Genomic DNA, 24,748 nt, shown 5'->3' with positions numbered 1-24,748 from the left:
ATAACTATCAGTTTCAAATCTAAGAGCTAAGTTCTTTTGAAGATCGAAAATGTCTAAAAGAAAGAAAGTCTTCCCTGGAAAAGATACTTTAAATTCAATGTTTTTTAAATCTACGGTAGCTTCTAGCAATTGACGATTACAACTAATTTTATATCCCTTAATAATCCCGTTGAAATTGAGAGGAGCATTTTTAGGAAAAGAATCCAGTTGCAATTTTTGTGCTTTATTACCGATATTTTTCTTAATCCAAAGTAATATAGATACTAGCGGTGATATTGATGCCGTTACCACTACTTCTTTTAACGCAATTGCATTTGTATATTGATAATGATCCTCATTATTTAGTATATAACGATCACTTTTTAATGTGATTTCGTCTGGTTTTTTAGAATTGTTTGCATATTTAGCATCAAGTTCTTTGGCTGTCGCATAATGATCTTTAAGAAGTTTTTCCCATTCACCAGCATTTTTATCATCCTCAATCTGCTGACGCCAAATACCAATCATAATTTGCCTGAACCGTGCCATTTCGGCAGGACTGGTATCTTCTAGTTCTATAGTATGGTTTTTAATAATCATTAGGATAGTATTTTATGGGTAGGGCAAAAAAGGTGGTTGCTATAGTATTTCTACTTTAACGGGTTTTGGTTGGATATGATCTGAGAATGCTGTGGTAATATTGAGGCGTAAATCGTCTTCTTGTTCTATTTTGGCATCACCACCTAGATAGCAGTTTTTGAATAATACTTCAAGTGCTTTAAATTCATCCATTTTTGAGGCTTGTAATACAGCAGAACGAATGCTGATATCTGGCTTTTTGAAATAGGCAAATAAGGTCGTTCCGTCATCATCTGCAATGGTGAGTTTAACTACTTTTTTATGCTTGTATTTCCATTGGTTTAATTGTGCTTGGGTAATATTTCCGTCAAGAACATCTACATTTTTTGATTTTTCTAATGCCATTTTGAAAGTGTGTTTGGTTTTATGATTGAGTAAATTGATGTCGGATTTAGTGGTGTCTTTAGTTGTTGAAAATAAATGCAAATGCTGCTAGACAAGGGTCTAAATGTCATTTCGGTTATACTAACGGATTGACGTTTTTCTATGATTTATAGAAATTGAATTATGTAAGCGGATTTTAAAAAAAGAGGCTGCCTGAGTTATTTTTTTGAAGTTAAATAAGATTCTAGGCAGCCTCTTGAAGAAGATTTCCTGTTTAAAACGGACTAATAAAGAGCAAGTAGAATAGTTTGCTTACAAAAATTATGTTCGTTGAACTCCTTTTTTGCGTAACGCAATAGATAATGGTTATCTCTTTTAAGTCGGTTTTATAGATAGGAAATAGGGTATTATGAATTTAGGAAAGTATCTTGTAGATTAGTTCCACTCAACATGAGAACAGATTAAGTCGAAAGAAACCGCAATTTTAGTATCTCCCTGGCTAATTCCTCTGCTGTTTGAGTTGAATTCGCAGTTTCTTACAGTGTGTGTAATTACTTCGTTACTATCATCTAGGTAGCTCACAATGATGCTGAACGGATTAATATCCTGCAATCTTTGCCCTTTTGGTAAAGCTGCTAAAATTGCTTCAACCTCGTAGTTGTATAAAGTAATTGAAGCTTTTGCCTCATATTTCCCTCTACCTCTGTGTACTGGCATATCGCCAGCTCCGTAATGGTTTTCTTTAGATACTGAGTCACTATAGTTTACAGCTGTAATTCCAGTAACGATGTTACCTGCAATACTTACTTCGATAGATGACCAGCTGTGTTGTTGTCCGTTAATTAAGGGTAATTTATTCATATGTAGCTTTGTTTGTTTTTTGATCCCGATAGCGCTCGGGGCTGTTGCTTTTCTTCATTTGCTTTTACAACAATTGAATTAAGGTGACAGTATTGGTGAATTTTTATGGTTTGTTGAATTATAAGAGATTCAATAAATTATGCTTTATCGATTCCGAAAGGATTTTTGAATCCTAAATCGACCATAATTTTACGAGCCGTTCCAATTGGCGTGATTTCAGCTTTCACTTTTAATTCTGATGTTGCCAAAATGTTTTGTTTTGGATCTACATACACATCAAAATTAGAAACTTCTTGATTGGCAACCATTCCTTCTAAAGCGCTTCTGCATAAACCTTCGAAGTTTTTTGAAACAGATTGAGGTAACTTACCATCAATATCTACTAAAACCGGAGAAGCTAATTTTGGTAATAAAGCGGTACGCAATAAACGAGTTGCTTTGTTAATAGTACGGTTGTTTTCTACATAAGCAAAGTCAGACGTACCTGTAGTACAAGTGTGGCTGTCATTAAAATAAAGACCTGGTAAACCAGTGTGTGTTTTTACGAAAATGTATCTTTTTTCATTTAATTCTCTTAAAGTTCCAAGGTTTTTCATTTCTTCTCCGCCTACAAAACCAGCTTTAGCAAAACCTTCACCAGTAAGGTTGAATTTTTCGATCCAGGCAATGTTTTCAGATACTTTTGCTCTTGAGATAGCACCCAATGCCAATCCAACTGCTGCAGTGTTTTTGTATGAATTTTTGAAAATGTACTCAAGAGTGGCTCCGTTTTCTTTTTTAAGTCCTTCCTCATTAGTTACATTATAAGCATTTAAGAGGCCTTCTATAGCAACTAATTTCTCGTTTTTAGCTAAAGTATAGCGTTTATCATTTGCCGTTGTTGTTCCTTTTTGAAATAACTTTTGTTCAAGTGCTTTTTCAACATCCATAGTCACTACTACTGATACGTTTTCTGCATTCAATTCAGCTAAATTGACAGCTGTATCAGCATCAAAATCTTTTCCTTCCAAGATAACTTCAAAAGGCATAAAATCTCTATATGCAAGTTGTGCTTGTTGTTGTGCTTTTAAAACTGCATCTTGTGTTTGTGCAAACTTTGTTTGTCCAGAATAGATAATTGCCATTTGACGAATGTTTCCATTTGCTTTTTCCTGCATATCCAATGCTTTTGCAACAACTTTTTCATAAGAAGCGGCAGCAGTTTTCATGATGTATAAATCACCAGAAGGATTCATTCTGAAAAATTGTTGAATTTGGTAGTGTGCTGATTGTCCATCTGCATCATATTCGGTTGTAATTCCAATGGCTTCAGCATCTTCTAATGAAGCTAAACGTTTTACTGTGTCTAGTTCTAATTTTAATTTTAATTCGTCTGGAAATTCTAAAGGTTCATCAAAAAGTAATCCTGAAACCATGTCTTGCTCTGGATTTCTTCTTCCTAATCCGCCTGATAGTTTGTTGATCACTACATCGTTTAATGTACTCATAATATAAATTGTTTTAATTGTTTAAAAATTTTTTTTTGCTCAAAAAAGAGCAAAAGAAGGGCTGTAACAAGTTGCTGAATTTGTTATTACTAATTGTTTTAATACTTAAAAAAGGTATTTGTAATCTAGAATCCAAAAAGTAGAATTGGTGTTTTTGGACAGTTTGTAAAAGCGGTTTTTTTAATTGTATTTTGCTCTTGGCCAAGAGATAAATTTGCTTTGCTAGCGGGTACAAATTTAAGACTGAAGATTGCTTTTTCCAATTATTTTGATTGTCAAAACCAGTAGTTTCAGTGCTTAAACTTTGGTTGCTGTAGAGAGACCTTCATTTATAATAGTATAAATGGTGCGTTCTGTTAAGAATAAAGTATCGGAAAGTTCAGAAACTACAACTTTCATTTGTTTAGCTTGATTTCTATTTAGATAGCTAATAACATAATCTCTTCTTTTGTCTAATAGTGTTTGGCTTCTTCTCATGTTTTGGCGTATAAATAAGTGAGGGTTTGTTTTATAAAGCTTAGATTTTTTAATTCTTTTGTTTAAATTAATTTGTGAGGTCTAAATCGATTGTTCCTTCAACTTGATTAGGGTTTATTCCTACTATTCCTGAGGTTAAATCATATCCTAATGTTTCTAATTCTTCGTTGCTTAAACCATTATTAAAAAGGATGTATTTCTTTTTTAAGATATTTTCAATTAATGTTGTTTTATAGGTGATTTCCCAGATAAAATAATCGTTTTTATTCCAGTAAGTATGTTCGTTTGTACATTGTTTTTCTCTTATCTTAAACGTTGAATTAGTATCTATAGCAGCATTACTATTACTTTTAGATAATATAGCTTTGTCTATTCGTTGAGCAATATCGAATGCATTTGCATAACTTGTAGAAGAAATGGTTTCTACAGGTAATATTACATACAGGCAAAATGATACGTCTGCCTTGTAGTTTTTTTCAGAAGATGTTTCCCAGTTTACGGTATCGTATTTAAACATTACTACCGGTGTTTCAATAGAAGCTTTAAAAATAGCATCACTATAAAGTTGAACTGTTGGCGCATTAGAAGTGAACTCTGTTTCGATTGCGTTCTTTTTTTCGGTATAAAAATCTTTTAGAATCATATGGTGGATTGTTTTTGACAAAGATACAACATATGTTTTGATTAGTGCAACATATTACTATAAAAAATGCAGTTGTTTCAGTAATATGATTTAGTTTTTTATAGTAGCTATTTGAGTAATACAGTAAGAAAAAGGCTGTAAATGTCTTTGAATATAGTCGTTACGAAAAAAAAAATGAAAAGAATGCTATTATTTATTATAAATTTTTTAGTTTTGCCACATATAGTGGAATATGTGGTATTTGTTAAAACATATTACACAATAAAAACAAATGTAATAGAACATGGAAATACATACTAAGATAAAACGTATTATAGAGGAGATGAAGTTAAACAATAACTCATTTGCGAAGTTAATAGGTGTAACGAGTACTACAATAGATAGTATCACTATTGGTAGATTACAACCCGATGGAGATAGAAAAAGAACAAAACCCGGTTTTGATTTGCTTCAAAGTATAATTACACATTGTAATGTAAATCCAGATTATTTTTTTGCAAATAGTGATGAAATTTTTGCTAACAAAACAAATAGTGAAGTTGGTTTAAATTTACCAAAGATTATAACGGTAAATGAAGAGGGAGAGGAGAACATTAATTTTGTTGGGGTAAAAGCAAGAGCAGGTTATTTAGACGGCTATTCTGATCCGGAATATATGGAAAGTCTTCCGTCATTTAGTATGCCAATGTTAAAGAACGGAACTTATAGATGTTTTGAGATAAAAGGGAACTCGATGTCTACAACGATTCATGATGGCGATTACCTTTTTGGAAAATATGTTGATAATTTTGATGATATATTAGATGGTAGAATTTATGTTATTATCAGTAAGAATGATGGAGTAGTGGTTAAAAGGGTTTTAAACCGAATCCGGGAAAGTGGAAAATTAATCCTTAAATCGGATAATAGAGACGGAAATTACCCTATGTATTCTATTTATGCTGAGGATATTCTGGAAGTTTGGTACGCCAGTATGTATGCCTCTAAACAAATGCCAGATCCAATCAATATTTATGAAAAAATTCATGATCTCGAAAGTAAATTTTTTGAGATGGAAGAGACTTTGAAAAAGAAGTTTAATTAAGGTATCAAAATAGATTTCAAAAAACAATTTAGTTTATGTAATAAAAAGAGAAAGTTTTCAATAGGAAGACTTTCTCTTTTTTATATCTATTATGTTTTTTTGAAATAAAAAGTGTTTTTCCGATTTGATATTTTCTATTCTCTTTTGGATTCTTTAGTATTATCTTTTAAAGATATTAGTTTAACGGGAACTCTATTTGAATATATTTTACCATCGAATAAAACATAGCCATTTTCTTTGATTTCTTTTTTTTGGTTTTCTGTTAGTATTGATTTAGTGAATGTAGAATCATTCTTTAAAGAAATTGATCCTTGATTTGGTTTTCGTTTATCGATATTTGATATCCACTTCTGATTGTCTCTATACGGTAGATTAAGGATTGACGTAAAATATTTTGTTTCTTCAGGATGAAGAACAAAACCTTGTAATGATCCATCTGGAAAATCAATTTGTTCTAAAGCGTAGGTCTTGTTAAGCTTGTTTTTTTTAAGAAAATTATCAATGAGAGAGTCAGTTTGCTTGGTTTCGAAGATTGAAGAAGTACAGGAAAGCATTTCTGCTCTTGTAGAACTGCCATCTAGTACCGAATCATTTTTGTACAAACTAAAGTCTAATGAATTTAATGGAGAAAAGTTCTTTTTCCCTATACCTTCACGATAAAGATCTCGTTCTAATGTACCAATTGAATTCTCATTAAACATTATGAAATATTTTTTATCAGAATTGTTGGTTATTCGATACTGGAGTATGTTTTTTGATAAACTGTCATAATCTTTATTTGGCTCATAGCGAGTTTCAATAAAATCAAACCTTTCTAGATTGTCTACACAAATTACTTTATTGGTTAACAATTCGATTTCTAAATCCTTTTTATTTTTAGTACAAGAAAACAGAGTTAAAGTTAAAAAAATCAAAAAAAAATTATTTTTCATAATGTTATTATTTGTTTACTAATATTTTCATTTGGATCAAATCCTTCATATTGTTTTTGATCTCCAAAGGCTTTGCGTTTACAATAATTGTCGTCAATAAACTAAGACACATAATGACATCTACGCCAATTTTTCCTATTCGATATCCTCCTTCAAAAAAAGTTTCATGATAAAAATCTACTCCACTATATTCGCTAGGGAAATCCTCAAATATATAATTATCAAGTGAATTGTTTAAGCCTTCGCTTGTAGGTGGCATTGTAACATATGTGTTACAAGAATAAAAAACAAGCGATATAATAATTGGGTAAAAAAATGTTTTCATTTTTATATTTTTCGCTATTAAGAAGTGTGATAGAATATATTAATCACTAGGAACACTATCTATCAGGGTGATATGGGAAACGTGGTAAACCTTGGCTATAAACCAATGAATTTTTTACATAAAGTCTTTTCCCTATAATTTTTCCTTTATCATCATGTAACCTTAGCGTATCTGTAAAATACCCATTTTTAGTGTACATTTCAAAATATAATTGCCCATTATTATGAAATTCTTTCCAAAGACCTGTTCCTTTTTTAAATGTAGTCTCATAAATAATTTTTCCATTACTGTCAAAACGTCTATAAATACTGTCTCGTAAGCCATTTTTAAAATATTCTTCCCCCCATATCACTCCTTTGATATATAGATTTCCATATTCATCAAAATCTACATCACCACTAAGCCATTTACCTTCTTTAGAATCAACTATCCCGGTTTTCCCATATCTTATACCACCTTCTTTAAACCATTCTTTTACAGGACTGGTTCCAAAACCTTTATTGTCTACTTCAACAATGGGCGGAAAATCTGAGTCATATTTAGAGAAGTTATACACTAATACTTGTGTAGTACCTTTTATAGGGTCTAATATTTTTTGTGTATAAGACTTACAACCAATAAAGAATATGTACATAGCCAAAAGGAACCCCAATAATTTAATAGTTTTCATAATCGTTTCTCATTATTGTTATTTGATTTTTAAAATAAGCTAATTTAGAATTATAATAATCCATAATGTTTTTAGTAGTCCCCTGTTTAAACAATAAATAATTTAAATGCATTTGGTTAATAACAGAATAATAATATTTTGTAGTTTCATTTAGAATTAATGAATAATCGTAAGCTTTTAAGTTTATTTTATATTTATGTAATTGTATTTTATTTGTAATAATAGAATTTAGCATTTGTAAAGTGTTTTTATTCTCTTCCAAATAAGACGTGTTTTTATTAATTTCTTTTGTGCATATAGATAAATACACGTCTTTCGTTTGTGCATTTTGGCCAGTTCCTGCTACTATAGTTGATCCAGGTTGTCCTTTGTATTTTGTTTCAATATTAGTTTTCATTCTTGTGTATTGGCTTATTTTAGATTGAAAATAAATATTAGAATTCCTTATTTTATCAATTAAGGTACTTTTTTTGCAGTAGCACTAGTAAGAGTATATGTTAAATTTATTTCACTTATCAATCTTTGTATTTGTATTTCTATAGGAAGAATACACTCTTTATTTTTTGTTCCATCAGGATTTTTCTCTGGCAGTTCATTCCCTAAAATATTTTCTCTTGCAATCCTGTATGCTTCTTTCTCCTTTGAATCATAAAATAAATGAGGCAAGCCCAACATATGGCCAATTTCATGCGAATAGGTTTCTTTGCTGGTTGTATTGGTAGAATATATCATTAGCATATAATGATTTAGTGGAAAAGTTCTACTAAAAGCGCCAGTATTATTTTTACATTCATAATCTGCCAAAATTATTAATCCTCCTGTGTAGGATTTAATTTTCTTATTATATTCTTTAAGAGTTACAAAATCTAGAGAAATGGTTTCTATTATTGGGTTATTATTTTCGTCTTTTTTACCAGAATCTCTTTCCAAAGTTTCAAATAAAGTTTCAACAGTGCCACTTTCTTTTTCTTTAGTGCCAAGATAATTTTCACTTTTCCAATCCTCCTTGTCAAACGCATACAAGTAATCGTCAAGATTAGTAGTATTTAAATCATCAAACATTTTCTGATTTTCTATTTCAATCTCGTATCGCTTGATTTAAAGAATTTTTCAGGTTTTATCTTTTTAAGTTATTTTTTGCAAAGTAATTTTGATCAAATTCTTCTTTAGTTTTATAACGAAAAGTATTTCTGAAAGCTCCTTGTTTTAGATTTTTTGCATCGTAACTATCTACTTCTAAGTAGATACTGTCATTAGGATGATATCGATATCTTTGGCACCATTCATTATCTATAAAATATGCTAATATCTCTTTTTGATAGAGGCGTTTTTCAAAAACTTTACCTTCTTTGTTATGTAAACGAAGCGTATCAGTAAAATATCCATCTTTGGTATAGGCTTCAAAATAAGTCTCTCCATTGCTATGAAATTCTTTCCATAATCCTGTGCCCATTTTAAAAGTGGTTTCATAGATAACTTTGTCATCTTTATCAAATTGTCTGAAAACACTGTCTCGTAGACCATGTTTGAAATATTCTTCTTTGGAAAGCCGTTTGAGATTACCTAAATTATCACAGCAACAGGCTTCAGTTACAAACCTACCTTCTTTATAACCATTTGATATACTGCCGTTTCTAACACACCCATCAACAAATTCAGTTCTTATATAGCATCCAGAAAAATCTTTCTCTCTATTCGGAAAGTCCTTAAATAAGTAATTGCCATCGCCGTTATCAATTGTCAGGCAGTCGACTTCTTCAAAGTCTGTTTTTGCTTCCTGTTTATTTAATATCCCGCAGGATAGAATTATAAAAAAAAGAAAAGAATAATATTTGGTTTTCATTTATTTGGTTTTTAAATACAATTTTTTCACACTTTTTCCTGACTGTAATTTTTAAAATCATTTCTCATTATCTGAATTTGATTATGATTATAAAAAAGTTTAATTTTAGAGTAATCCATAATGTTATTTGTTGATTTTTGTTTGTAAAATAAAATACTATTTTCTGTTTGATTTAGTATTTTTAAGCAATAATCTTTATTTTGAGTCAAATTCGTAATATAATCATTTTTAAGAAAATTACATTTTAAATTATATAGTATATAACTGTAATCTTCAATACTTTTAAGAGCAATTAATGCATCCTCACTTTCTTTTATATTTTTTTCAATGTTTATTTTTACAGTTTCAGTATAATTTAGTACTCGTAATTTTTGTTTATAAGATGATATAAAATTGTTTATATATTTTATCAAACTATTTTTAAACGAATAAAAAACGGTCATATCATAATACCCAAATTTTTCACTTTTCGCTTTTTCAATTTGATCTTTTAAACCTTGTTTGTATTTAGGATTATTTGTTCCATCTGGATTTTTTTCAGGCTCTCCATTTCCAAAAATAATTTCTCGAGTATTTTTGTAGTTATCTTTTTCATCTTGATGATAAAATAAATGAGATAATCCCAGCATATGTCCAATCTCGTGGGCATAAGTAGATTTAGATTCAATAGCATCAGCAAAGACTATCAGAGCATAATGATCTACAGGCGAAAGCCTGCTGTATGCTGCTATAGCACTGTCAGTGCACTCAAGATCGGATAAAATTATGATCCCGCCCGAATCATATTTTTTTAATTTAGTAATTAGTTTATTTTTATAGGCATTAATAGTTATATAGTCAATATCGTTTTGTTGTTTTATTTTATATTTTATGTTTCCCTCGTTATCAATTCCATCTTCTTCTAGTAAATCTCCTAATTGTCCTTTTTGAACTTCACTCAATGTGTCCCAAACACCATCTTCATTATACCCTTCGTAGTATCTTATTCTATTAGAATCTTTTGAAAAGAACGTTTTCTTTTTCCAATCCTCTTTATCAAAAGCATATAAGTAATCGTCAAGATTAGCAGGATTTAAATCATCAAACATTTCGTGATTTTCTATTTCAATCTCGTATCCTGCCTGATTTAACGAGTTTTCGTTGAGGTATTTTTTAATATCATTGTGCCTAAACTTTGCAAAGTGCCTCGGCTTTGGTTGTAATTTTTCGGTATGCAATTTTAGTGTATCAACAAAATAATATCAATTAAACTAGATTTTTTTTTGATATATTAGAGAATCTTTTTTATATAATAATTTTTCTATCAAATTTCCTTTGTCATTATAGATTCGCAAAGTATCAGTAAAATAACCGTCTTTTATCTCTATTTCATAATAGAGTTTCCCATTTTCATGAAAATCTTTTTCAATACCATTTCCATTTTTAAAATAAGTAGAATAAATTATTCTACCTTCTTTGTTATAAATTTTGTAGATACTATCTCTCAAGCCATTTTTAAAATATTCTTCACGAAAAATATTTTGTTTTAATTGTCCTAAAGTATCATTTTGTTCATATCTAAATGATTGCCATAAGCCGACTTGTTTTCCGTTTTGAACATACCCTTTTCTGTAACCAAAATAAATGTTAAAATTTTCGGGTGAGCCATCACTCATATGTTCCTCTTTTAGCACTAATGTTTGAATTATACCACTTAGATCTGTTGATGGATTTTTAAAATAGTTATTGTTTAAATATATCAAAGCTTTATCAATATAACATCCAGTTGCTGGAAGTGTTAATGTAATTGACTTTGTTTTACAACTAAAAGATATAACACAAACAAACAGAACTATATATTTAATAATTTTCATAATCTTTTCTCATTATTTTAATTTGATGTTTTAGAAATCTAATACGTTTATTATCAGAACCGTAATCCATTATATTTTGAGTCGTTTTTGCTTGATATCCGATATAATTGGATGAAATGAGTTCTTTATAATAATTTTCAAAATCATTTAAGATGGATATGTAATCCTCTTTAAATAAAGAGAATTTTTCTTCTTTTTTAAATAGAGTATAAATATCTTCCTTTTGTTGAAATTCTTCAATTGCATTAATGTTGTCTTTTTCCTGTTTTTCTAATTTATCAATTGTTACTCTAGAAATATTTAAAAACTCCTGCTTGCTTATAATTTTAGTAATTGTTTTAGCTTGCCCGTTAATAATTTCTATGGTATTTATTGAAAACTTACCATTTAATTTTTCATCTTGTTTGTATTTGGATTCTCTTCTGTTGATATCTTTTCTAATACTTTGATTGTAATTATTTAGGGCTTTAATAATAATATTTTTCTGGGTCATTACACTGTTAATTGAATAATAATTAAAGCTTTCACTTTGTATTGTTATTCTATCCTCTATCAATTTAATTACGTACGATTTATAAATTTTAAATTTTTCAATGTCGTTATTTTCAAAAAATATATGTTTTAATCCCAGCATGTGCCCAATTTCGTGCGAATAGTTAACTTTAGTATTTATTCCTGATGAGTAAACAAATAAAGCATAATGATCTATAGGATCAATTCTGCTATATGCCGCTATAGTACTATCAGTACATTCAAGATCGCATAAAATTATAATCCCACCTGAGTCATATTTTTTAGATTTGGTACTTAATTTATTTTTGTATGCATCAATAGTTATATAATCAATATCGTTTTGTTGTTTTATTTTATATTTTATATTTCCCTCGTTATCAATTCCATCTTCTTCTAGTAAATCTCCTAATTGTCCTTCTTGCACTTCACTCAATGTGTCCCAAATACCGTCTTTATTATATCCTTCATAGTATCTGATTCTGTTAGGATCTTTTGAAAATAAGTTTCTTTTAGTCCACTCTTCCTTATCAAAAGCATACAAATAATCATCTACATCATCTGCATCCATGGCTTCAAAGTTTTCAATCTCGACTGTGTAACCTGCTTGGTTAAGCGAATTATTATTTAAATATTCTTTTACTTTTGTATCCTTAAATTTTCGAAATAAAGCTTTTGCTTTCTCATTTGGGTTTCCTTCGTTTGAAACCAAAGCAATAACTCTAAATTTAAGTTTTAATACTTTATTTTCCATCATGCTTAAACCGCCTATCTCACGCGGGCCTTTTGCTCCCGTATGTAAAAAATAGTAATTTTTGTTTAACGATTCTTTTAAACACTTTATTGTCAGCTGGAGTTTCTCATTAGCAATGATTTTTTTCTTTGTTGTTTTGTCATTTTCATCTTTTCTTTCTTCTTCTCCTGTAATTTTAAAATCATAAAATTCATCTCCTGTAATAGATATATAATCATCCTGACTGTCTCCTTCAAAAAAAACTTCAACACTCAATGTGATTTTTTGTTTTTGTTTTAATAAAACAAAAGGAATATCGACATGATCGCAAAAATTAATTAGTCCATAATTTTGCTGAATCACTTGTATTGCGCCTGGCTCATCTGCACTTTTGGCTATGATATTCCCTAAATCATCGGTTGAATTTCCTTTTTTATAAAAGTATTCAACATCTTTAAAGGGTACATCTTGTATTTTTTGAATTTCCATTGTTTCCGGATCGACATCTATCCAATCAAAACCAAATTCTCCTTTATAAGATGCTAAAGTTCTGACTTTGGCATACACCTTTGAGATTTCTTTTGGCTCTGAGGAGTAATCTCCAAATATAACATTTTTTGTTTCTGCTTGTTTAGAATCTAAAATAGAAATTGTTCCGCCAGAACTACAAGTAGCAGTAGAGGATTCTAAGAGTCCTTTGTATTCGCGTTGAAGTACATTGCTTTTTGTTTTCTCCCAAGGGGCATTAATAATGGGTTGGCATGGGGTAGGTGGGTTTGTTTTATTACAACTGATGAAATTTGGTAAAAATGTTTTTTCGTTTTCAGTAGCCATTAATTTATCCTGAATAAAAATTTTGGATTGAGATTTTACATCCAGCACACCATCTTTAGTGCCCAGAGTACATTTACACTGGGCACCGTTACATATATACTTTGCCATAGTTAGTTAATTAATACGTTATCTCCTTTTATGATTGTGTCTTTAGTGGCTTCTACTTTTATTTCCATATTTGCTTTAATATTTATATTTGCTTTGGCATCTATATTTATATTTTCGCCCTTTAGATTAATGTTACCAGAGGTCAGTATGTTAACACCATTTTGACCTAAAATTTCAATTAAATTATTAGCATCTTTTTTTAATTGGATTTTATCTTTCTCTAAAAGAATGGTCTCGTTTGAGTCAGTAAGTTTTATTTCTGCTTTTTCGTTACCGCTCATTTCAAATGACAGCTTTTCCTTTTCATCATCATTATATAAACGAGCCGATATATTACTTGGTTTTATTAATAAACTAGTTCGTTTTTTACCCTTATCATCGTTTATTTTTAGGTTAGTAACATTTTTTGTCATTGTCAAGACGGAGCCTTCTGTTACAACATTGTTTTTAATCGAATTAAAGGTTGTTGTTAGACTATCAGGGGTAAAATGGGTAATTGCCAATGGTTTTTCATCGTCATCAAAATAGCTGATTTTAAAGTTTTTGTCTTTGTCAAACTCTATTTTAGCAACGTCAGTAATCTTAGTCTCATCAGTTTCTGTGGCAGTTTCTGTGTTTATATAACGAATATGCAGTTTATTGCCATCGGCACTATAATCAAAAAACAATTTAGTGTCATTCTTAGCCTGAATTCTGCCCATAAGCCTATCCACTTCTGAAAACTGCGAAATAAACGCTCTGGTTTCTACTCCGTCTATAATGGTGGCTAAAACCCAACTGTCTTTTTTTGGAATCGTTATAATTCCTTGTTCTAAATCCAGGATCGAAGCTTTTAGCCGTACGTTTTTAATAATGGCGCCATCGGCTCGCATGATGTTTACAGTATAAGCATCTTCCGGATTATGGAAGGATGTTTCTTCTTTGTTTATTTCGATGACTTTTGCTGCAAAAGTTTCAATAATTTGATTTTTACTGGCAACATCTTTTATTAAATCTGTTATATTTCCCATTTTGTTTCTTTAAATTGTTTCTACTCTTCTTCCTATGTAAATCTTTTGCCTATACCCGTTTTCACCATAGCTTCGTTCTACTTTTTCGACCTGAAAAGTGCCATTCTTTTCTTTGTCCTTTGCATTTTCTAGAATTACCTTGTCTGTAGGTCGTACAAACGGTTCGCCAAAAGTGAGAAAATAGCCTTCAAAGCCGCTTGGTTTTGATTCCATTGCTCTCAGTGCGGCATATTGATATAATTCTGAAGCCACTTTTGTTGTAGTATTTTCAAAAGCCACAGGATCTTTTGGCAAGTCATCGGTATCATTATGCAATACATGAGTTTTTATTAATTGCCCATTCGGATCACCTAATTCAATATAAATTGGAGTATTTGAGTTTTTAAAGTATTTTTCTACCCGCATACGGGTATTTTTTGTAGATTCATTAACCACTATTAGTTTATCTTCTATAATATTATAGCGAAATCTAAAGCGTACTTTTCCTAAAAAGCCTCCAGAAATTGATTGCGTTATTTTATTTAATTGGGAACCTAAGAGACTAAGTCCTTGATTGATTAATTTTTTGACTAATGCTCCAGCTAAAGGGCTTTTGATGAAATTCCGATCTATAAAGCCAGCTAATTCTGTGGTGGTATGTTGTTGTGGGTTATTGGTAATTGTAAGTACAGGCGCTGCATTTTCGGTTTTAAAATAGGTATAAATCCCTTTGTCTTTCAACATCTCAAAAACCTGAGCTAAACTTTGATTTCTGTTGATGACTATATTTCCTAATTCTTCATCAAGTGCATTTACTTTAAAAGGTAATTTTAGTTCTTTTATCCTCTTTTCAAAAAAAGTTTTTGGATTAAAATTATCTACATTTGTTGTGGGATTGCTTGCCACAATATTTAGAATATCTTTTTTATTCTGAACGTCATCATCTTTTACTGCTTTTACTTTTTTAAAAGCATACATGGCATCTTCGCAGGTTATTACAGCATTTATATCCGTTTGTACTCCTGTGATGTAACCTCTAAAAGCAGGTTTGTAATCGCCATCATATCCTAAAAATATTTCGATAAAATTTTCTAGTTTAAAAAAATCATAAATTGATTTTTCTTCGCCACTTGCATTTGTAAACAAGCTCTGATCAAAACCTTTGGTATCTGTATATACTTTTTGCGGCATCACAATAGTAGCTGTATCGGTAAGGGATTTATATGAACTGCTGATGTCTACATTTTTTACATAAGTAAACTCATAAAATTTAGGTGTAGGGATAAGTCTTACTGTTTCGTAAACTCTAATTTTAGCATTTAGTTTAAGCATTGTCTCTAATTATTAGTTCTACAGTTTCATCTGATGTGGCACTTGCAGTAAATTTTTGAATGTTTTTTGTTCCGGAAATAGAAGGGATAGCATAGGAGTCTATTACTAATTCATAGATACCAAATCGATTCAAAATAGCATGCGTTACTCTTAAAGCATAAGGGGCATTCAGGAATTGTTTTAACAAGAAAAGTTTTTCTTTTGGATATTCATCTCCAGTTTCATTAGCAATTAGTCCTTCGATTGAAATATTAAAATCACCATTTGTAATATGTTCCTTAATGGTTGAATCGCGACCTTCGATTCCTTCTTTCTTTATAGTTTTTGAACGATTTAAATTAACCGTTACAGCATCTATTCGTAAACTAGGTAGGGTAAGATCTTTTTTTACAAGAGGTTCAAAAACTAAAGGGGCAAAGACTCTTAGATTAAATTCACCTCCGGTTTTATCAATAATAAAATCTTTCGATTCTGATTCGTTATAGTTAATGCCAGTATATTCGGTTTCTTTGGTATCTAAAATTTCGTTTACATTAAAATTGAATTTCATAATGATTTATTTTTATTTTTAATTTGAAAATGTTTGTGCAAAGGCTGCCATGAGTGTGTTTTCCATTCTTTTATCGTTATGTTTTTGTAACCAAAGGGCTTCTTCGAGTAATTTATAAAACTCATCCATTGATAATTGATAGGGATCTATCTGAAAAGCAGATCGAATAAGGGCGGCCGATTTTTTGAATTCATCCTTTTGTGGTGTTGCATCGATTGAGAATTCGCTATCCTTTTTGATCATAGCTACAATAGAATTTCCTGAAGAAAGCATAAATTCGTCATCATAATTTTCTTTATTCAAGACACATTCTTCAAATAAAAATAGGATTGCTTCATGCGGATTATCTTTGTATTTATTTTGGTAATTAAGAAATGTATTGAATGACGGTTTTTTGCAATAAGCTATTGTTAATTGGTCTTCAGAAGTAAGTTTTAATACTGTACCGTGTTTTTCTTTTAGTTTTTGTATTACTATTTCGTCTGGCATTTTTTGTGGTTTTAGTAGATTTGTCTTTTTGTTGTGATATAGAATTAAGCTTAAAAATGTATCCGAGCATTTAAATACTACTGTCTCTGCTTTCTTTTTTAATTACTTCGGATAGACTTTCATTTTTTTTAGATACAGTCATAGGTGTAATAGAAAAACGTTCTATAAAAATGTTTCCTTCAGATGTTCGTCCTAGAGGATTTTTGAAATTACTCATATCGGGTGTTTTAGGTGTTTCTCCTAAGTCTCTTGGTGTATAATCCATGATGGGTTAACTATTTAATTGTTAATATGATTATTGAAAGGGATTGTTAAAGTTGAGGTATTGACTTTCTAAAATATTCTTAAAGTATGAGACTGCTTTTTACATATTAGCGAAACTAATTGTGAAAATTAGAGTGCGTAAAAGTAGTTCGGAAGGGTGCAAAAGAAGAAAAATACAACTCTTGTTTTCGGTAGTTTCAGTAGAAACAAAATACTGATAAAAGTGTTGGTCTTTAGTTTTTAAACTGTGTTTGCATTTAGCATATTCATCGACAAAAATACCCAAGACCATCAGATTTTTATGTAATCCGATGATTTTGGGTGTGTCAGTTTACATTAGCTGTTAGAGTTTGTTTTTAACTTTTGGGATGCTTTTGTATTCCTACTATTTAATCTTCTTCTTTCGTAAAGAAGGGAGTAATACTTGTCAAAGCTGCGGATAAAAACAGTCCGATTAATTTGATTCTGTTTATTGTTATCAATGACAATCCTGCATCCTGTAAAAGATCAAATTTGGTGTCAATTAAAGCTGTTAAAGCAATTACTAGGCTAGCAATTATTGCAATTTTTTGTTTGTTCATATAATTTATTTTAGATTGTTTTTTTATAAGGAGTTAATAATAACCGATAGTATGCGTCCCAAAAGAAAAGGAATCGTTGCTAGAATCAAGTAAAAGGTATTTCCTAATGTTTGGTACTGTTTCATCTTTATGCAAAAACCTTGTTAAGAAGCCTAAAATTGCACTTGTATTGGTTCTTTACCAGTTCTAAATCAGCATAAAATAATGTTGCTATTTGTTGTCATACTTATATTGGGATTGATTATTAAATTTTTTGAGACTCAGACTTTCTAGGGGATTTAAAAAAAACTGAAAGTTGACGAATCGATATTTTAAATTGACAAGTACTATTCGATTTTTGAGGGTGTAAAAGTAGTACAGAAGAATACAAAATACCTATAAAAAACACTTCAGTATTCAGTAGTTTCAGCAAGTTATATTTATACTGAAACTACTGAATACAAGTGTTTTGTAATTTTAAAATGATTCTTTTTGCTACTACTTTTGTACCAAGAAAAAATACCGTAGCTATGAATAAAAATGCAATCCATAATTTCAATCTTTCAATAAAAAATAGTGCTGCTATAAAAAGCTCAGAAGATCTAACAAAAGCAATCATAAAAGAATTAGCCAATGTTTCAAAAGAAATGAGCCAGCAAAAAGATATAGTACAACTATGGCAGGAGTCTAAATCTCTAAATACTACTGCTGTTGTTAACAACTCTAGTACCATAACCGAAGGAGGCACATCTGATGCAAGTATTGAAACAATCAAAAAAACTGCATTATCGGAGAGCAATAATTCTTCGGTTTTTAAAGGAACTATAGGAAATCATAATACGTTTATAAGTATTATTTCATCAGAGAAAAAAGGAACTTCAAATGCTCTAATCGGAGGAGGCGTTGCTGATACCAATGGCAGAACAATAGTTAGTTCTACCGTATCAGACAACACTACTCCTCCGATAATAGGAGCAGATAATAATATGCTAAACTTTAGCAGTGGTCTAACAACTCAGACGTACGCGAGTGTGGCAACACAACAAACGCTTACGGTGCCTCAAATGCTTCAGAAAAATAGCAGTGAACCAACTATAGAAGTTGTCAAAGTAGGAATTAAAAAGAGATTAGATCTAGCTATTACCGCAAATAATAGTGTTGAGATTGAATATTGGAGAGGTATTTCCAACGCCTTTGATGAAGGAGCTACAGCTCAGGATTTTGATGGTAAAAAGGATCAGGAACGTTTTACAAAAATGTATTTTGGATTACAAAAGTGGCGTTTGGCAACAATTGATGAGGCAACAATTGATGAGGCTACAATTAATAATGTAAATTGGGGAGAAGTAAGTGAGTCAATGATCTTCAAATTATCTCAATTATCCAAAGAAGAAAAAGAAGATAGGTTAGTTAGATATTATAACAAATTGATTAAAGAAATTAGAAATCCAGCTATAAATATCCCACAACTCTTTTCAGAACATGATGAGTTATTTTTATTACTAAAGTCAATTTTTCCCCATTTACCAGCTAAGATAACAATTCAAACCCAAAAAGGAAGTTATCCAGATTTAAGTCCTCAAAAAATGTATCCTGACCTTGGAGTAAAAGACATGTATTTTATTTGGTCAGAAACTCAATTAGATGAAGTAGTAATTAAAAATGATAATATTCAGGGAAGTGATGTAGACAAAGGCGCCGTGAAAATTAAAAATGAAGTTGTTAGTATTGGTCAAGCAAAAGAAGTATCTAAAAAAGCTATATTTTTATTAGGTAATCCAGACGATACTTTGACTTTAGAAGCCAAAACCTTTAAAATAAACCCTGCTACAGATGAAGAAAAAGAAAATGTAAAATGGCTGATTTATGACTCTAATAATAAATTATACCCACCAGGCGCTGTACTTCTTACTGAAAATAAGGACCCTCAAAAATCATATCTACATAAATGGAGTTCTTTTACTATGGCTATCCCTCAAAAGGAAGGGCGTTATAAAGTAGAAGCTTACAGTGACAGTAAAAAAGGAGCCAAAGCAAATTGTATTTTTGAAATAGAAGTAAGACATCCGCAAGTCAAAGAAGCACAATGGACTTATGTTAGTGGAGATTTAAAAAAAGTTTCCGGTTTCTCAGGCGAAGAAAATCACATTAAGGCAAGTATTCCAGGTTACATTAACCAAAAAGTAATAATTTACTTTCTTGTCGATGGAAAACGGAATACTACCCAATATATAACTAAAACTAATGATGCAGGAATTGTGAATAGGAGTATAAAGTTCGATGATGCTTTCAAAAAACAATTAGGTTTAACAAATAAAAAGAACAGCACATTACAGTTTATTGTAGAAGGAGAAATTAACGGAAAGACTTACGCGTTTAAAAAAGCAAGGAATAAGTTAAATGACAGTATTTTAATAAATGTAGAAAAGAAAATAGTAGATACCTATTTTGTTTATGATGACAATCGTGTAACTCCATTTACCCAAGTTCCTTATGGGGCAAAAGTAACTGGCGTGGTTAAAACTCTAAATATGGTAGGTAAAGAAATTGTATTAAAAGTGTATAAAAGGAATGCAGAATATTCACAACTTAGAGTAAAAACTATTGTCAATAATGAAGGAGTGGCTACTATAAGTTTTGTTTTAAACAAGAATTGGCAAGTCATAAATCCGTTTATAGATTTAATGGATATGTTTTATCTTGGAATGGATGGATTTGAATCTAAGCTTTCTTTAGAGAATGGATTGAATGCGGTTGTGGGTAGTGTTATAAAATCTAGTGAAAATCTAAAAGAAAAATTTGATGAAAATGACCCACAATTGATTTGGGGAGCTAAAGTAAGCAAGGAATTTAGAGTTAAAGTTGTTGAAATAGCTAAAAAGCTTAAGGTAGATCCTAATTGGATAATGATAATTATTGCAAAAGAAACTTCTCTCACTTTTGACCCACATATTGACAATGGTATTGGATATGTTGGACTCATCCAGTTTAGTGAGGTTTCCGCAAAAGAAGTAGGAACAACGCATATGGAATTAAAAAATATGACAGCAGAAACTCAATTGAATTATGTTGGCAAGAGATTGGCAAGATATGCTAAAAACGGGTATAAATCGTTGTCAGATTTATATTTAGCAGTATTAAACCCTTCAAGTGTTGGTGAAGGAAATAAAGATGGTAATGTTTTATGGACAAGTAGTAGAATGGCATATTATAATAATCCCTCGTACCATAAAGAAAAAGGAGAATATGATAATAAAATAAATATAAAAGGGAAAACTAAAAGAGGATTCGATGGGGGAACTACGTACATGTGGGAAGTAAGACAAGAGTTGGAAAGAATTGAAAAAGAAGGAGAAAAATTTGATAAAATGGTAAAAGCTTTACCACTTGAAATCAAGTATAAAAATTGGACTTTAAACGAAATAACTTCAGGATATGGTAAAAGAGATGTAAAAGTAGGATCAAAATTTCATAAAGGGTTAGATTTTAATTATTCTGGAGGAGGAGATACAGATATTGGTGCACCAATCTTTTCTACACATGACGGTTTCGTTCATGAATTAAAAGACGATGCAAGTGGAACTACAGGAAGGTATATACTAGTTCGTTCGGAGAATAGTTTATTTCAAACTAAATATTTGCATTTAAGTAAAATAGTTGTTAAAAAAGACGAAAAAATTAAAAAAGGTCAAAAAATAGGAGAATTAGGAGCTTCATATAAAGGAAAAGAAAAAGGAGGTGACATTAGCGCACATTTACATTATGAAATAATGACATTGGTAAGTAAAGCTAATGAAAATGTTTACAATCAAATAGATCCTACCGATGGACATGGGAAAAATAAAATTTACTTAATAGACCCTCAAGATTGGATTAAATAACATAAATGCGTTATTTTAGCCTTAAAAATTGTAACATGAAAAATTTATTAAAACTATTTGTTTTATTGGTTATGTTAAGTTGTAACAAGAATCAAGACGAAACAGAAAATACTGAATCTAAAGAAATACTGTACAAAGAAGAATTAAATAAATATGATTTAGTGGATGAAATACAAGATAAGGATACAATAAACAATTTTAGGAGTATAGATCTTGACACTATAAAAAGTTCACAAATAATAAAACGTAATAAAGAAGATTTTGAATTAAAAATATATAATTACAGTCTTAATGATAGTTCCATTGTGAAAAACGTCGGGGATGATTCATATCATGTGAATTTTGATATTTATCATAATCGAGTATCCGAAATTATTTTGAAAAAGAACAATAAAAATATCATATCTAAGATAATTGATAAAAATAATCTAAAAATAAGTAATAAGGAATTTAATCAATATTCTATCATTAAATATACAGAATTTATGTTTAGAAAGGATGGGGAGTTGTTTTTCGAATCAACTTTAAATGTTCCAGATACTGATTGGGTTGAAAAAATTGAGTTTTCAATATTAAAAGATAATCCTTATGAAATAAAGGTATTATAAAAAAATGAAGAACCTAATACTAATTTTTACATTTATTTTCCTTTCATGTAATCAAAAGCAAGAACCGTTTAATAGTGACTTGAGTAATAACAAGCCTCTAAATCAAGATATCCATGATTCTGAAAAGAAAAAGGGAATCAGAAATTTTTTAATCAATGAGGTATATAATGAGGATGATTTTGATTTTTCTGATGTAAGGGTTAATTATAGTTCAGGTAAATTTGTAATTGACAATGAGTTTATAATAGATTCAACTTTAGATCGTGAAGAAAGATATCAAACATTGAAAGATTACGCATTTAGTGAATATGCTGATGACAGAAGTATTATTCGAATATCTAATTATGCTTTTTCACTTCAAAAAAATAATAGTGTTTTGTATGTTGGGCTCTTTAGAAAGACAAATAAGGATAATTGGAAATGTAAAGATATCAAAAAACTTGAAAAATACTCAGTGCTTGGAGATTATAATTATATATTAGGAGATAATAAAGTATTTAGTTATACCTGTGAAACAATGGAAGGACATTCTTGTTTTGCCGTCGTAATTGACAAAGTAAATCCAGCAGGCAAATATGATAAAATTTTAAAAGCTATAAAATTTGATTTAATAAATGAAAAAATCATCGAAGTAGATTTAAAAAAAGAAAAAGTAGAATGTTTTCCTGAAATTGAGGATGATTGAAAAATAAAAATAAGCACAAAAAATCCTGTAAACATTGTTTACAGGATTTTTTTTTGTGGATCTGAAGGATTATCCTTTACGCTACCCTTTTTCTAAAAAAGAAGGATACTATACAGTAGAAGTATTACATCCGCAAGTCAAAGAAGCACAATGGACTTATGCTAGCGGAGACTTAAAAAAAGTTTCCGGTCTTTCAGGCGAAGAAAATCACATTAAGGCAAGTATTCCGAGTTACATTAACCAAAAAGTAATAATTTATTTTCTTGTCGATGGAAAACGGAATACTACGCGATATATAACTAAAACTAATGATGCAGGAATTGTAAATACGAGTATAAAGTTCGATGATGCTTTCAAAAAACAATTAGGCATAACAAATAAAAAGAACTTCACTTTGCAATTTATTCTGGAAGGCGAAATTAACGGAAAGTCTTACGCATTTAAAAAAACAAGAAATAAGTTAAATGACTCTATTTTAATAAATGCAGAAAAGAAAATAGTAGACACTTATTTCGTTTATGATGGCAATCGTGTAACTCCATTTACCCAAGTGCCATATGGGGCAAAAGTAACAGGCGTGGTTAAAACCTTAAATATGGTAGGTAAAGAGGTTGTATTAAAAGTGTATAAAAAGAATGTACAACACTCACAACTTAGAGTAAAAACTATTGTCAATAATGAAGGAGTGGCTACTATAAGTTTTGTTTTAAACAAGAATTGGCAAGTCATAAATCCGTTTATAGATTTAATGGATATGTTTTATCTTGGAATGGATGGATTTGAATCTAAGCTTTCTTTAGAGAATGGATTGAATGCGGTTGTGGGTAGTGTTATAAAATCAAATATGAATTCTAAGATAAATGATGCTGGTTTAGGTATGATTTGGGGAGGTAAAGTTAGTGTAGAATTTAGACAAAAAGTAGTGGCTATTTGTGAACAACTTTGGGAAGAAGACAAAAAGTATGAAATGGCAAATGCTTTAATGATTGCTATGTCTGTAGAAACTGGAGAAACGTTTAGTAGCTCGATGATTAGATTAACTAAAAAAGGATATGTCGGTGTTTCTAAAGAAGAACATAGAAATAATCCTGACTTAGTAAAAGGGAAACCTATAGGTTTAGCTCAATTTACTGTTGCGGCTGTAAAATCTCTTATTTTAAATGAAAAAGGTATTTTAGAGAATAAAAAAACGGCTGATGCTATTACTTTAAAAGAAGTTAATGAATATAAACAAAAACTTGCTTTATTATCACCAGAAAAACAATTGGATTATGTTAAAACCTATTTAATGCTTTTTAATAACCATAAAAAAGTAAAAAGACCTGAAGATGTCTATATGATTATATTTGCACCTGCCGCTACAGGAAAAGGGGATGATGTTAATATTTATAAAAAATTTTTAACAGAAAAAGATAAAGAGAATGAAAAAGTAAATCCAAATTACAGAGATAACGCGACTATGGATACTAAAAATGATGGATTTAATAGAGGGAATAAGGATAATATAATTCAATCTGGAGAATTGCTGGCTAGATATCGAGAAATGAGAGTGAAAGGAATGAGATATGCAATAGATATTAATGAAACTAGAAAATTAAACCAAGTGTTGGCTGAAAAAATAATAAAAGGAGGAAGAGTAACTTTTGCAAATTCTCATGTTTCAGGTATAATTGATAAAGCTATGGCACTAGATAATATAAATGACACTTCATTAGGCTTTGATGCTAAAAGGAGTAGTTATCAAAATGCTCCTGGTGGAACGGTCGAAATCTTATGTGAAATTCTCTATATATTATATGAATTAAGCAAAGTTTACAAATTAAATATTTCTGAGATTGCGGGAGCTTCACATAGTAAAAATAGTTATCATTATAAAGGAGTAGCTATAGATATTAACATAATAGATGGGGTTCATCTTGGAAGTAAAGATAAACCTAGTTTTAGTGAAAAATTTCATGCTGAATTTAGGAATAAAGTTTTAAAATTAGGTGCAACATTAGTTCTAGATCCATATAATGAGAAGACTTACCATTATAATCACATACACATAGAAATTAATAAATAAAAATTTACATTTGCCTAAAATAA

The 24,748-nt window shown here is 30.1% G+C and carries 26 protein-coding genes; 5 read left to right on the top strand and 21 right to left on the bottom strand.

Going from position 1 to position 24,748, the window contains the following annotated elements; translation table 11 throughout:
• The 6 genes from IUY40_RS15245 to IUY40_RS15220 form a co-directional block, all read right to left on the bottom strand.
• A partial coding sequence (locus tag IUY40_RS15245) for a hypothetical protein (RefSeq protein ID WP_195737723.1) occupies positions 1-579 on the bottom strand: 579 nt, incomplete at its 3' end.
• Between the two features lie 39 nt (positions 580-618).
• The gene (locus IUY40_RS15240; protein WP_195737722.1) at positions 619-963 is read right to left on the bottom strand and encodes a hypothetical protein; all 345 of its coding nucleotides are present in this window, start codon (positions 961-963) and stop codon (positions 619-621) included.
• A gap of 414 nt (positions 964-1,377) precedes the next feature.
• Complete coding sequence (locus tag IUY40_RS15235) at positions 1,378-1,803, bottom strand: hypothetical protein (protein ID WP_035684757.1); 426 nt, start codon at positions 1,801-1,803, stop codon at positions 1,378-1,380.
• Between the two features lie 137 nt (positions 1,804-1,940).
• Positions 1,941-3,290 (bottom strand): DUF2586 domain-containing protein, encoded by a 1,350-nt coding sequence (locus IUY40_RS15230; protein ID WP_195737721.1) that lies wholly within the window; start codon positions 3,288-3,290, stop codon positions 1,941-1,943.
• A gap of 297 nt (positions 3,291-3,587) precedes the next feature.
• Positions 3,588-3,767 carry a hypothetical protein gene (locus tag IUY40_RS15225; RefSeq protein ID WP_195737720.1) on the bottom strand — a complete coding sequence of 60 codons (180 nt, stop codon included), beginning with the start codon at positions 3,765-3,767 and terminating at the stop codon, positions 3,588-3,590.
• A 67-nt stretch (positions 3,768-3,834) separates the two neighbouring features.
• The gene (locus IUY40_RS15220; RefSeq protein WP_195737719.1) at positions 3,835-4,410 is read right to left on the bottom strand and encodes a hypothetical protein; all 576 of its coding nucleotides are present in this window, start codon (positions 4,408-4,410) and stop codon (positions 3,835-3,837) included.
• A gap of 283 nt (positions 4,411-4,693) precedes the next feature.
• Between IUY40_RS15220 and IUY40_RS15215 the strand changes: the two genes are divergently transcribed.
• Complete coding sequence (locus IUY40_RS15215) at positions 4,694-5,494, top strand: S24 family peptidase (RefSeq protein ID WP_195737718.1); 801 nt, start codon at positions 4,694-4,696, stop codon at positions 5,492-5,494.
• 134 nt (positions 5,495-5,628) lie between these two features.
• Here the strand turns inward: IUY40_RS15215 and IUY40_RS15210 are convergent, their stop codons facing one another.
• The 15 genes from IUY40_RS15210 to IUY40_RS15140 form a co-directional block, all read right to left on the bottom strand.
• Complete coding sequence (locus tag IUY40_RS15210; RefSeq protein ID WP_195737717.1) at positions 5,629-6,426, bottom strand: hypothetical protein; 798 nt, start codon at positions 6,424-6,426, stop codon at positions 5,629-5,631.
• 7 nt (positions 6,427-6,433) lie between these two features.
• A complete protein-coding gene (locus tag IUY40_RS15205; RefSeq protein ID WP_195737716.1) occupies positions 6,434-6,751 on the bottom strand; it encodes a hypothetical protein in 318 nt (105 codons plus the stop codon).
• 55 nt (positions 6,752-6,806) lie between these two features.
• Positions 6,807-7,421, bottom strand: a complete 615-nt coding sequence (locus IUY40_RS15200) for a hypothetical protein (RefSeq protein ID WP_195737715.1) — start codon at positions 7,419-7,421, stop codon at positions 6,807-6,809.
• Positions 7,408-7,818: a hypothetical protein gene (locus tag IUY40_RS15195; RefSeq protein ID WP_195737714.1), complete on the bottom strand. Its 411-nt coding sequence runs from the start codon at positions 7,816-7,818 to the stop codon at positions 7,408-7,410. Before IUY40_RS15195 ends, IUY40_RS15200 begins: the two co-directional genes overlap by 14 nt.
• A gap of 59 nt (positions 7,819-7,877) precedes the next feature.
• Positions 7,878-8,483, bottom strand: coding sequence for a M66 family metalloprotease (locus IUY40_RS15190; RefSeq protein ID WP_195737713.1), 606 nt, complete (start codon positions 8,481-8,483; stop codon positions 7,878-7,880).
• Positions 8,484-8,538: 55 nt separating this feature from the next.
• A complete protein-coding gene (locus tag IUY40_RS15185) occupies positions 8,539-9,264 on the bottom strand; it encodes a hypothetical protein (RefSeq protein WP_195737712.1) in 726 nt (241 codons plus the stop codon).
• 26 nt (positions 9,265-9,290) lie between these two features.
• Positions 9,291-10,481 carry a hypothetical protein gene (locus tag IUY40_RS15180; protein ID WP_195737711.1) on the bottom strand — a complete coding sequence of 397 codons (1,191 nt, stop codon included), beginning with the start codon at positions 10,479-10,481 and terminating at the stop codon, positions 9,291-9,293.
• 33 nt (positions 10,482-10,514) lie between these two features.
• On the bottom strand, positions 10,515-11,117 hold the full coding sequence (locus IUY40_RS15175) for a hypothetical protein (protein WP_195737710.1): 603 nt from the start codon (positions 11,115-11,117) through the stop codon (positions 10,515-10,517).
• Positions 11,104-13,302, bottom strand: a complete 2,199-nt coding sequence (locus IUY40_RS15170) for a DUF4280 domain-containing protein (protein ID WP_195737709.1) — start codon at positions 13,300-13,302, stop codon at positions 11,104-11,106. The genes IUY40_RS15175 and IUY40_RS15170 overlap by 14 nt, the downstream gene beginning before the upstream one ends.
• Before the next feature lie 2 nt (positions 13,303-13,304).
• Entirely contained in the window at positions 13,305-14,312 is a 1,008-nt protein-coding gene (locus tag IUY40_RS15165) for a hypothetical protein (RefSeq protein ID WP_195737708.1), read from the bottom strand.
• A 9-nt stretch (positions 14,313-14,321) separates the two neighbouring features.
• Positions 14,322-15,623, bottom strand: coding sequence for a hypothetical protein (locus tag IUY40_RS15160; protein WP_195737707.1), 1,302 nt, complete (start codon positions 15,621-15,623; stop codon positions 14,322-14,324).
• The gene (locus IUY40_RS15155; protein WP_195737706.1) at positions 15,616-16,173 is read right to left on the bottom strand and encodes a DUF6046 domain-containing protein; all 558 of its coding nucleotides are present in this window, start codon (positions 16,171-16,173) and stop codon (positions 15,616-15,618) included. Before IUY40_RS15155 ends, IUY40_RS15160 begins: the two co-directional genes overlap by 8 nt.
• Positions 16,174-16,191: 18 nt before the next feature.
• A complete protein-coding gene (locus IUY40_RS15150) occupies positions 16,192-16,662 on the bottom strand; it encodes a hypothetical protein (RefSeq protein WP_195737705.1) in 471 nt (156 codons plus the stop codon).
• Between the two features lie 70 nt (positions 16,663-16,732).
• On the bottom strand, positions 16,733-16,927 hold the full coding sequence (locus IUY40_RS15145; protein WP_195737704.1) for a hypothetical protein: 195 nt from the start codon (positions 16,925-16,927) through the stop codon (positions 16,733-16,735).
• 388 nt (positions 16,928-17,315) lie between these two features.
• The gene (locus IUY40_RS15140) at positions 17,316-17,507 is read right to left on the bottom strand and encodes a hypothetical protein (protein ID WP_195737703.1); all 192 of its coding nucleotides are present in this window, start codon (positions 17,505-17,507) and stop codon (positions 17,316-17,318) included.
• Between the two features lie 509 nt (positions 17,508-18,016).
• On the opposite strand from IUY40_RS15140, the gene IUY40_RS15135 reads away from it, so the two are divergent.
• Genes IUY40_RS15135 through IUY40_RS15120 form a run of 4 tightly spaced genes read left to right on the top strand, consistent with a single transcriptional unit; the run spans position 18,017 to position 24,725 of the window.
• Positions 18,017-21,367 carry a M23 family metallopeptidase gene (locus IUY40_RS15135; RefSeq protein WP_195737702.1) on the top strand — a complete coding sequence of 1,117 codons (3,351 nt, stop codon included), beginning with the start codon at positions 18,017-18,019 and terminating at the stop codon, positions 21,365-21,367.
• A 35-nt stretch (positions 21,368-21,402) separates the two neighbouring features.
• Positions 21,403-21,975 (top strand): hypothetical protein, encoded by a 573-nt coding sequence (locus IUY40_RS15130; protein WP_195737701.1) that lies wholly within the window; start codon positions 21,403-21,405, stop codon positions 21,973-21,975.
• 4 nt (positions 21,976-21,979) lie between these two features.
• Positions 21,980-22,660: a hypothetical protein gene (locus IUY40_RS15125; RefSeq protein ID WP_195737700.1), complete on the top strand. Its 681-nt coding sequence runs from the start codon at positions 21,980-21,982 to the stop codon at positions 22,658-22,660.
• A gap of 34 nt (positions 22,661-22,694) precedes the next feature.
• On the top strand, positions 22,695-24,725 hold the full coding sequence (locus IUY40_RS15120; RefSeq protein WP_195737699.1) for a hypothetical protein: 2,031 nt from the start codon (positions 22,695-22,697) through the stop codon (positions 24,723-24,725).
• Positions 24,726-24,748: the final 23 nt, after the last annotated feature.

This window comes from Flavobacterium sp. ALJ2 (assembly GCF_015594725.1).
Classification (GTDB): Bacteria; Bacteroidota; Bacteroidia; order Flavobacteriales; family Flavobacteriaceae; genus Flavobacterium.
This window is presented reverse-complemented; position numbering and strand designations above follow the sequence as displayed.

Bases quoted from the DNA above. Each gene is read 5' to 3' on its own strand.
- IUY40_RS15240 (WP_195737722.1), bottom strand. From the start codon at position 963: ATGGCATTAGAAAAATCAAAAAATGTAGATGTTCTTGACGGAAATATT.
- IUY40_RS15235 (WP_035684757.1), bottom strand. From the start codon at position 1,803: ATGAATAAATTACCCTTAATTAACGGACAACAACACAGCTGGTCATCT.
- IUY40_RS15230 (WP_195737721.1), bottom strand. From the start codon at position 3,290: ATGAGTACATTAAACGATGTAGTGATCAACAAACTATCAGGCGGATTA.
- IUY40_RS15225 (WP_195737720.1), bottom strand. From the start codon at position 3,767: ATGAGAAGAAGCCAAACACTATTAGACAAAAGAAGAGATTATGTTATT.
- IUY40_RS15220 (WP_195737719.1), bottom strand. From the start codon at position 4,410: ATGATTCTAAAAGATTTTTATACCGAAAAAAAGAACGCAATCGAAACA.
- IUY40_RS15215 (WP_195737718.1), top strand. From the start codon at position 4,694: ATGGAAATACATACTAAGATAAAACGTATTATAGAGGAGATGAAGTTA.
- IUY40_RS15210 (WP_195737717.1), bottom strand. From the start codon at position 6,426: ATGAAAAATAATTTTTTTTTGATTTTTTTAACTTTAACTCTGTTTTCT.
- IUY40_RS15205 (WP_195737716.1), bottom strand. From the start codon at position 6,751: ATGAAAACATTTTTTTACCCAATTATTATATCGCTTGTTTTTTATTCT.
- IUY40_RS15200 (WP_195737715.1), bottom strand. From the start codon at position 7,421: ATGAAAACTATTAAATTATTGGGGTTCCTTTTGGCTATGTACATATTC.
- IUY40_RS15195 (WP_195737714.1), bottom strand. From the start codon at position 7,818: ATGAAAACTAATATTGAAACAAAATACAAAGGACAACCTGGATCAACT.
- IUY40_RS15190 (WP_195737713.1), bottom strand. From the start codon at position 8,483: ATGTTTGATGATTTAAATACTACTAATCTTGACGATTACTTGTATGCG.
- IUY40_RS15185 (WP_195737712.1), bottom strand. From the start codon at position 9,264: ATGAAAACCAAATATTATTCTTTTCTTTTTTTTATAATTCTATCCTGC.
- IUY40_RS15175 (WP_195737710.1), bottom strand. From the start codon at position 11,117: ATGAAAATTATTAAATATATAGTTCTGTTTGTTTGTGTTATATCTTTT.
- IUY40_RS15170 (WP_195737709.1), bottom strand. From the start codon at position 13,302: ATGGCAAAGTATATATGTAACGGTGCCCAGTGTAAATGTACTCTGGGC.
- IUY40_RS15165 (WP_195737708.1), bottom strand. From the start codon at position 14,312: ATGGGAAATATAACAGATTTAATAAAAGATGTTGCCAGTAAAAATCAA.
- IUY40_RS15160 (WP_195737707.1), bottom strand. From the start codon at position 15,623: ATGCTTAAACTAAATGCTAAAATTAGAGTTTACGAAACAGTAAGACTT.
- IUY40_RS15155 (WP_195737706.1), bottom strand. From the start codon at position 16,173: ATGAAATTCAATTTTAATGTAAACGAAATTTTAGATACCAAAGAAACC.
- IUY40_RS15150 (WP_195737705.1), bottom strand. From the start codon at position 16,662: ATGCCAGACGAAATAGTAATACAAAAACTAAAAGAAAAACACGGTACA.
- IUY40_RS15145 (WP_195737704.1), bottom strand. From the start codon at position 16,927: ATGGATTATACACCAAGAGACTTAGGAGAAACACCTAAAACACCCGAT.
- IUY40_RS15140 (WP_195737703.1), bottom strand. From the start codon at position 17,507: ATGAACAAACAAAAAATTGCAATAATTGCTAGCCTAGTAATTGCTTTA.
- IUY40_RS15135 (WP_195737702.1), top strand. From the start codon at position 18,017: ATGAATAAAAATGCAATCCATAATTTCAATCTTTCAATAAAAAATAGT.
- IUY40_RS15130 (WP_195737701.1), top strand. From the start codon at position 21,403: ATGAAAAATTTATTAAAACTATTTGTTTTATTGGTTATGTTAAGTTGT.
- IUY40_RS15125 (WP_195737700.1), top strand. From the start codon at position 21,980: ATGAAGAACCTAATACTAATTTTTACATTTATTTTCCTTTCATGTAAT.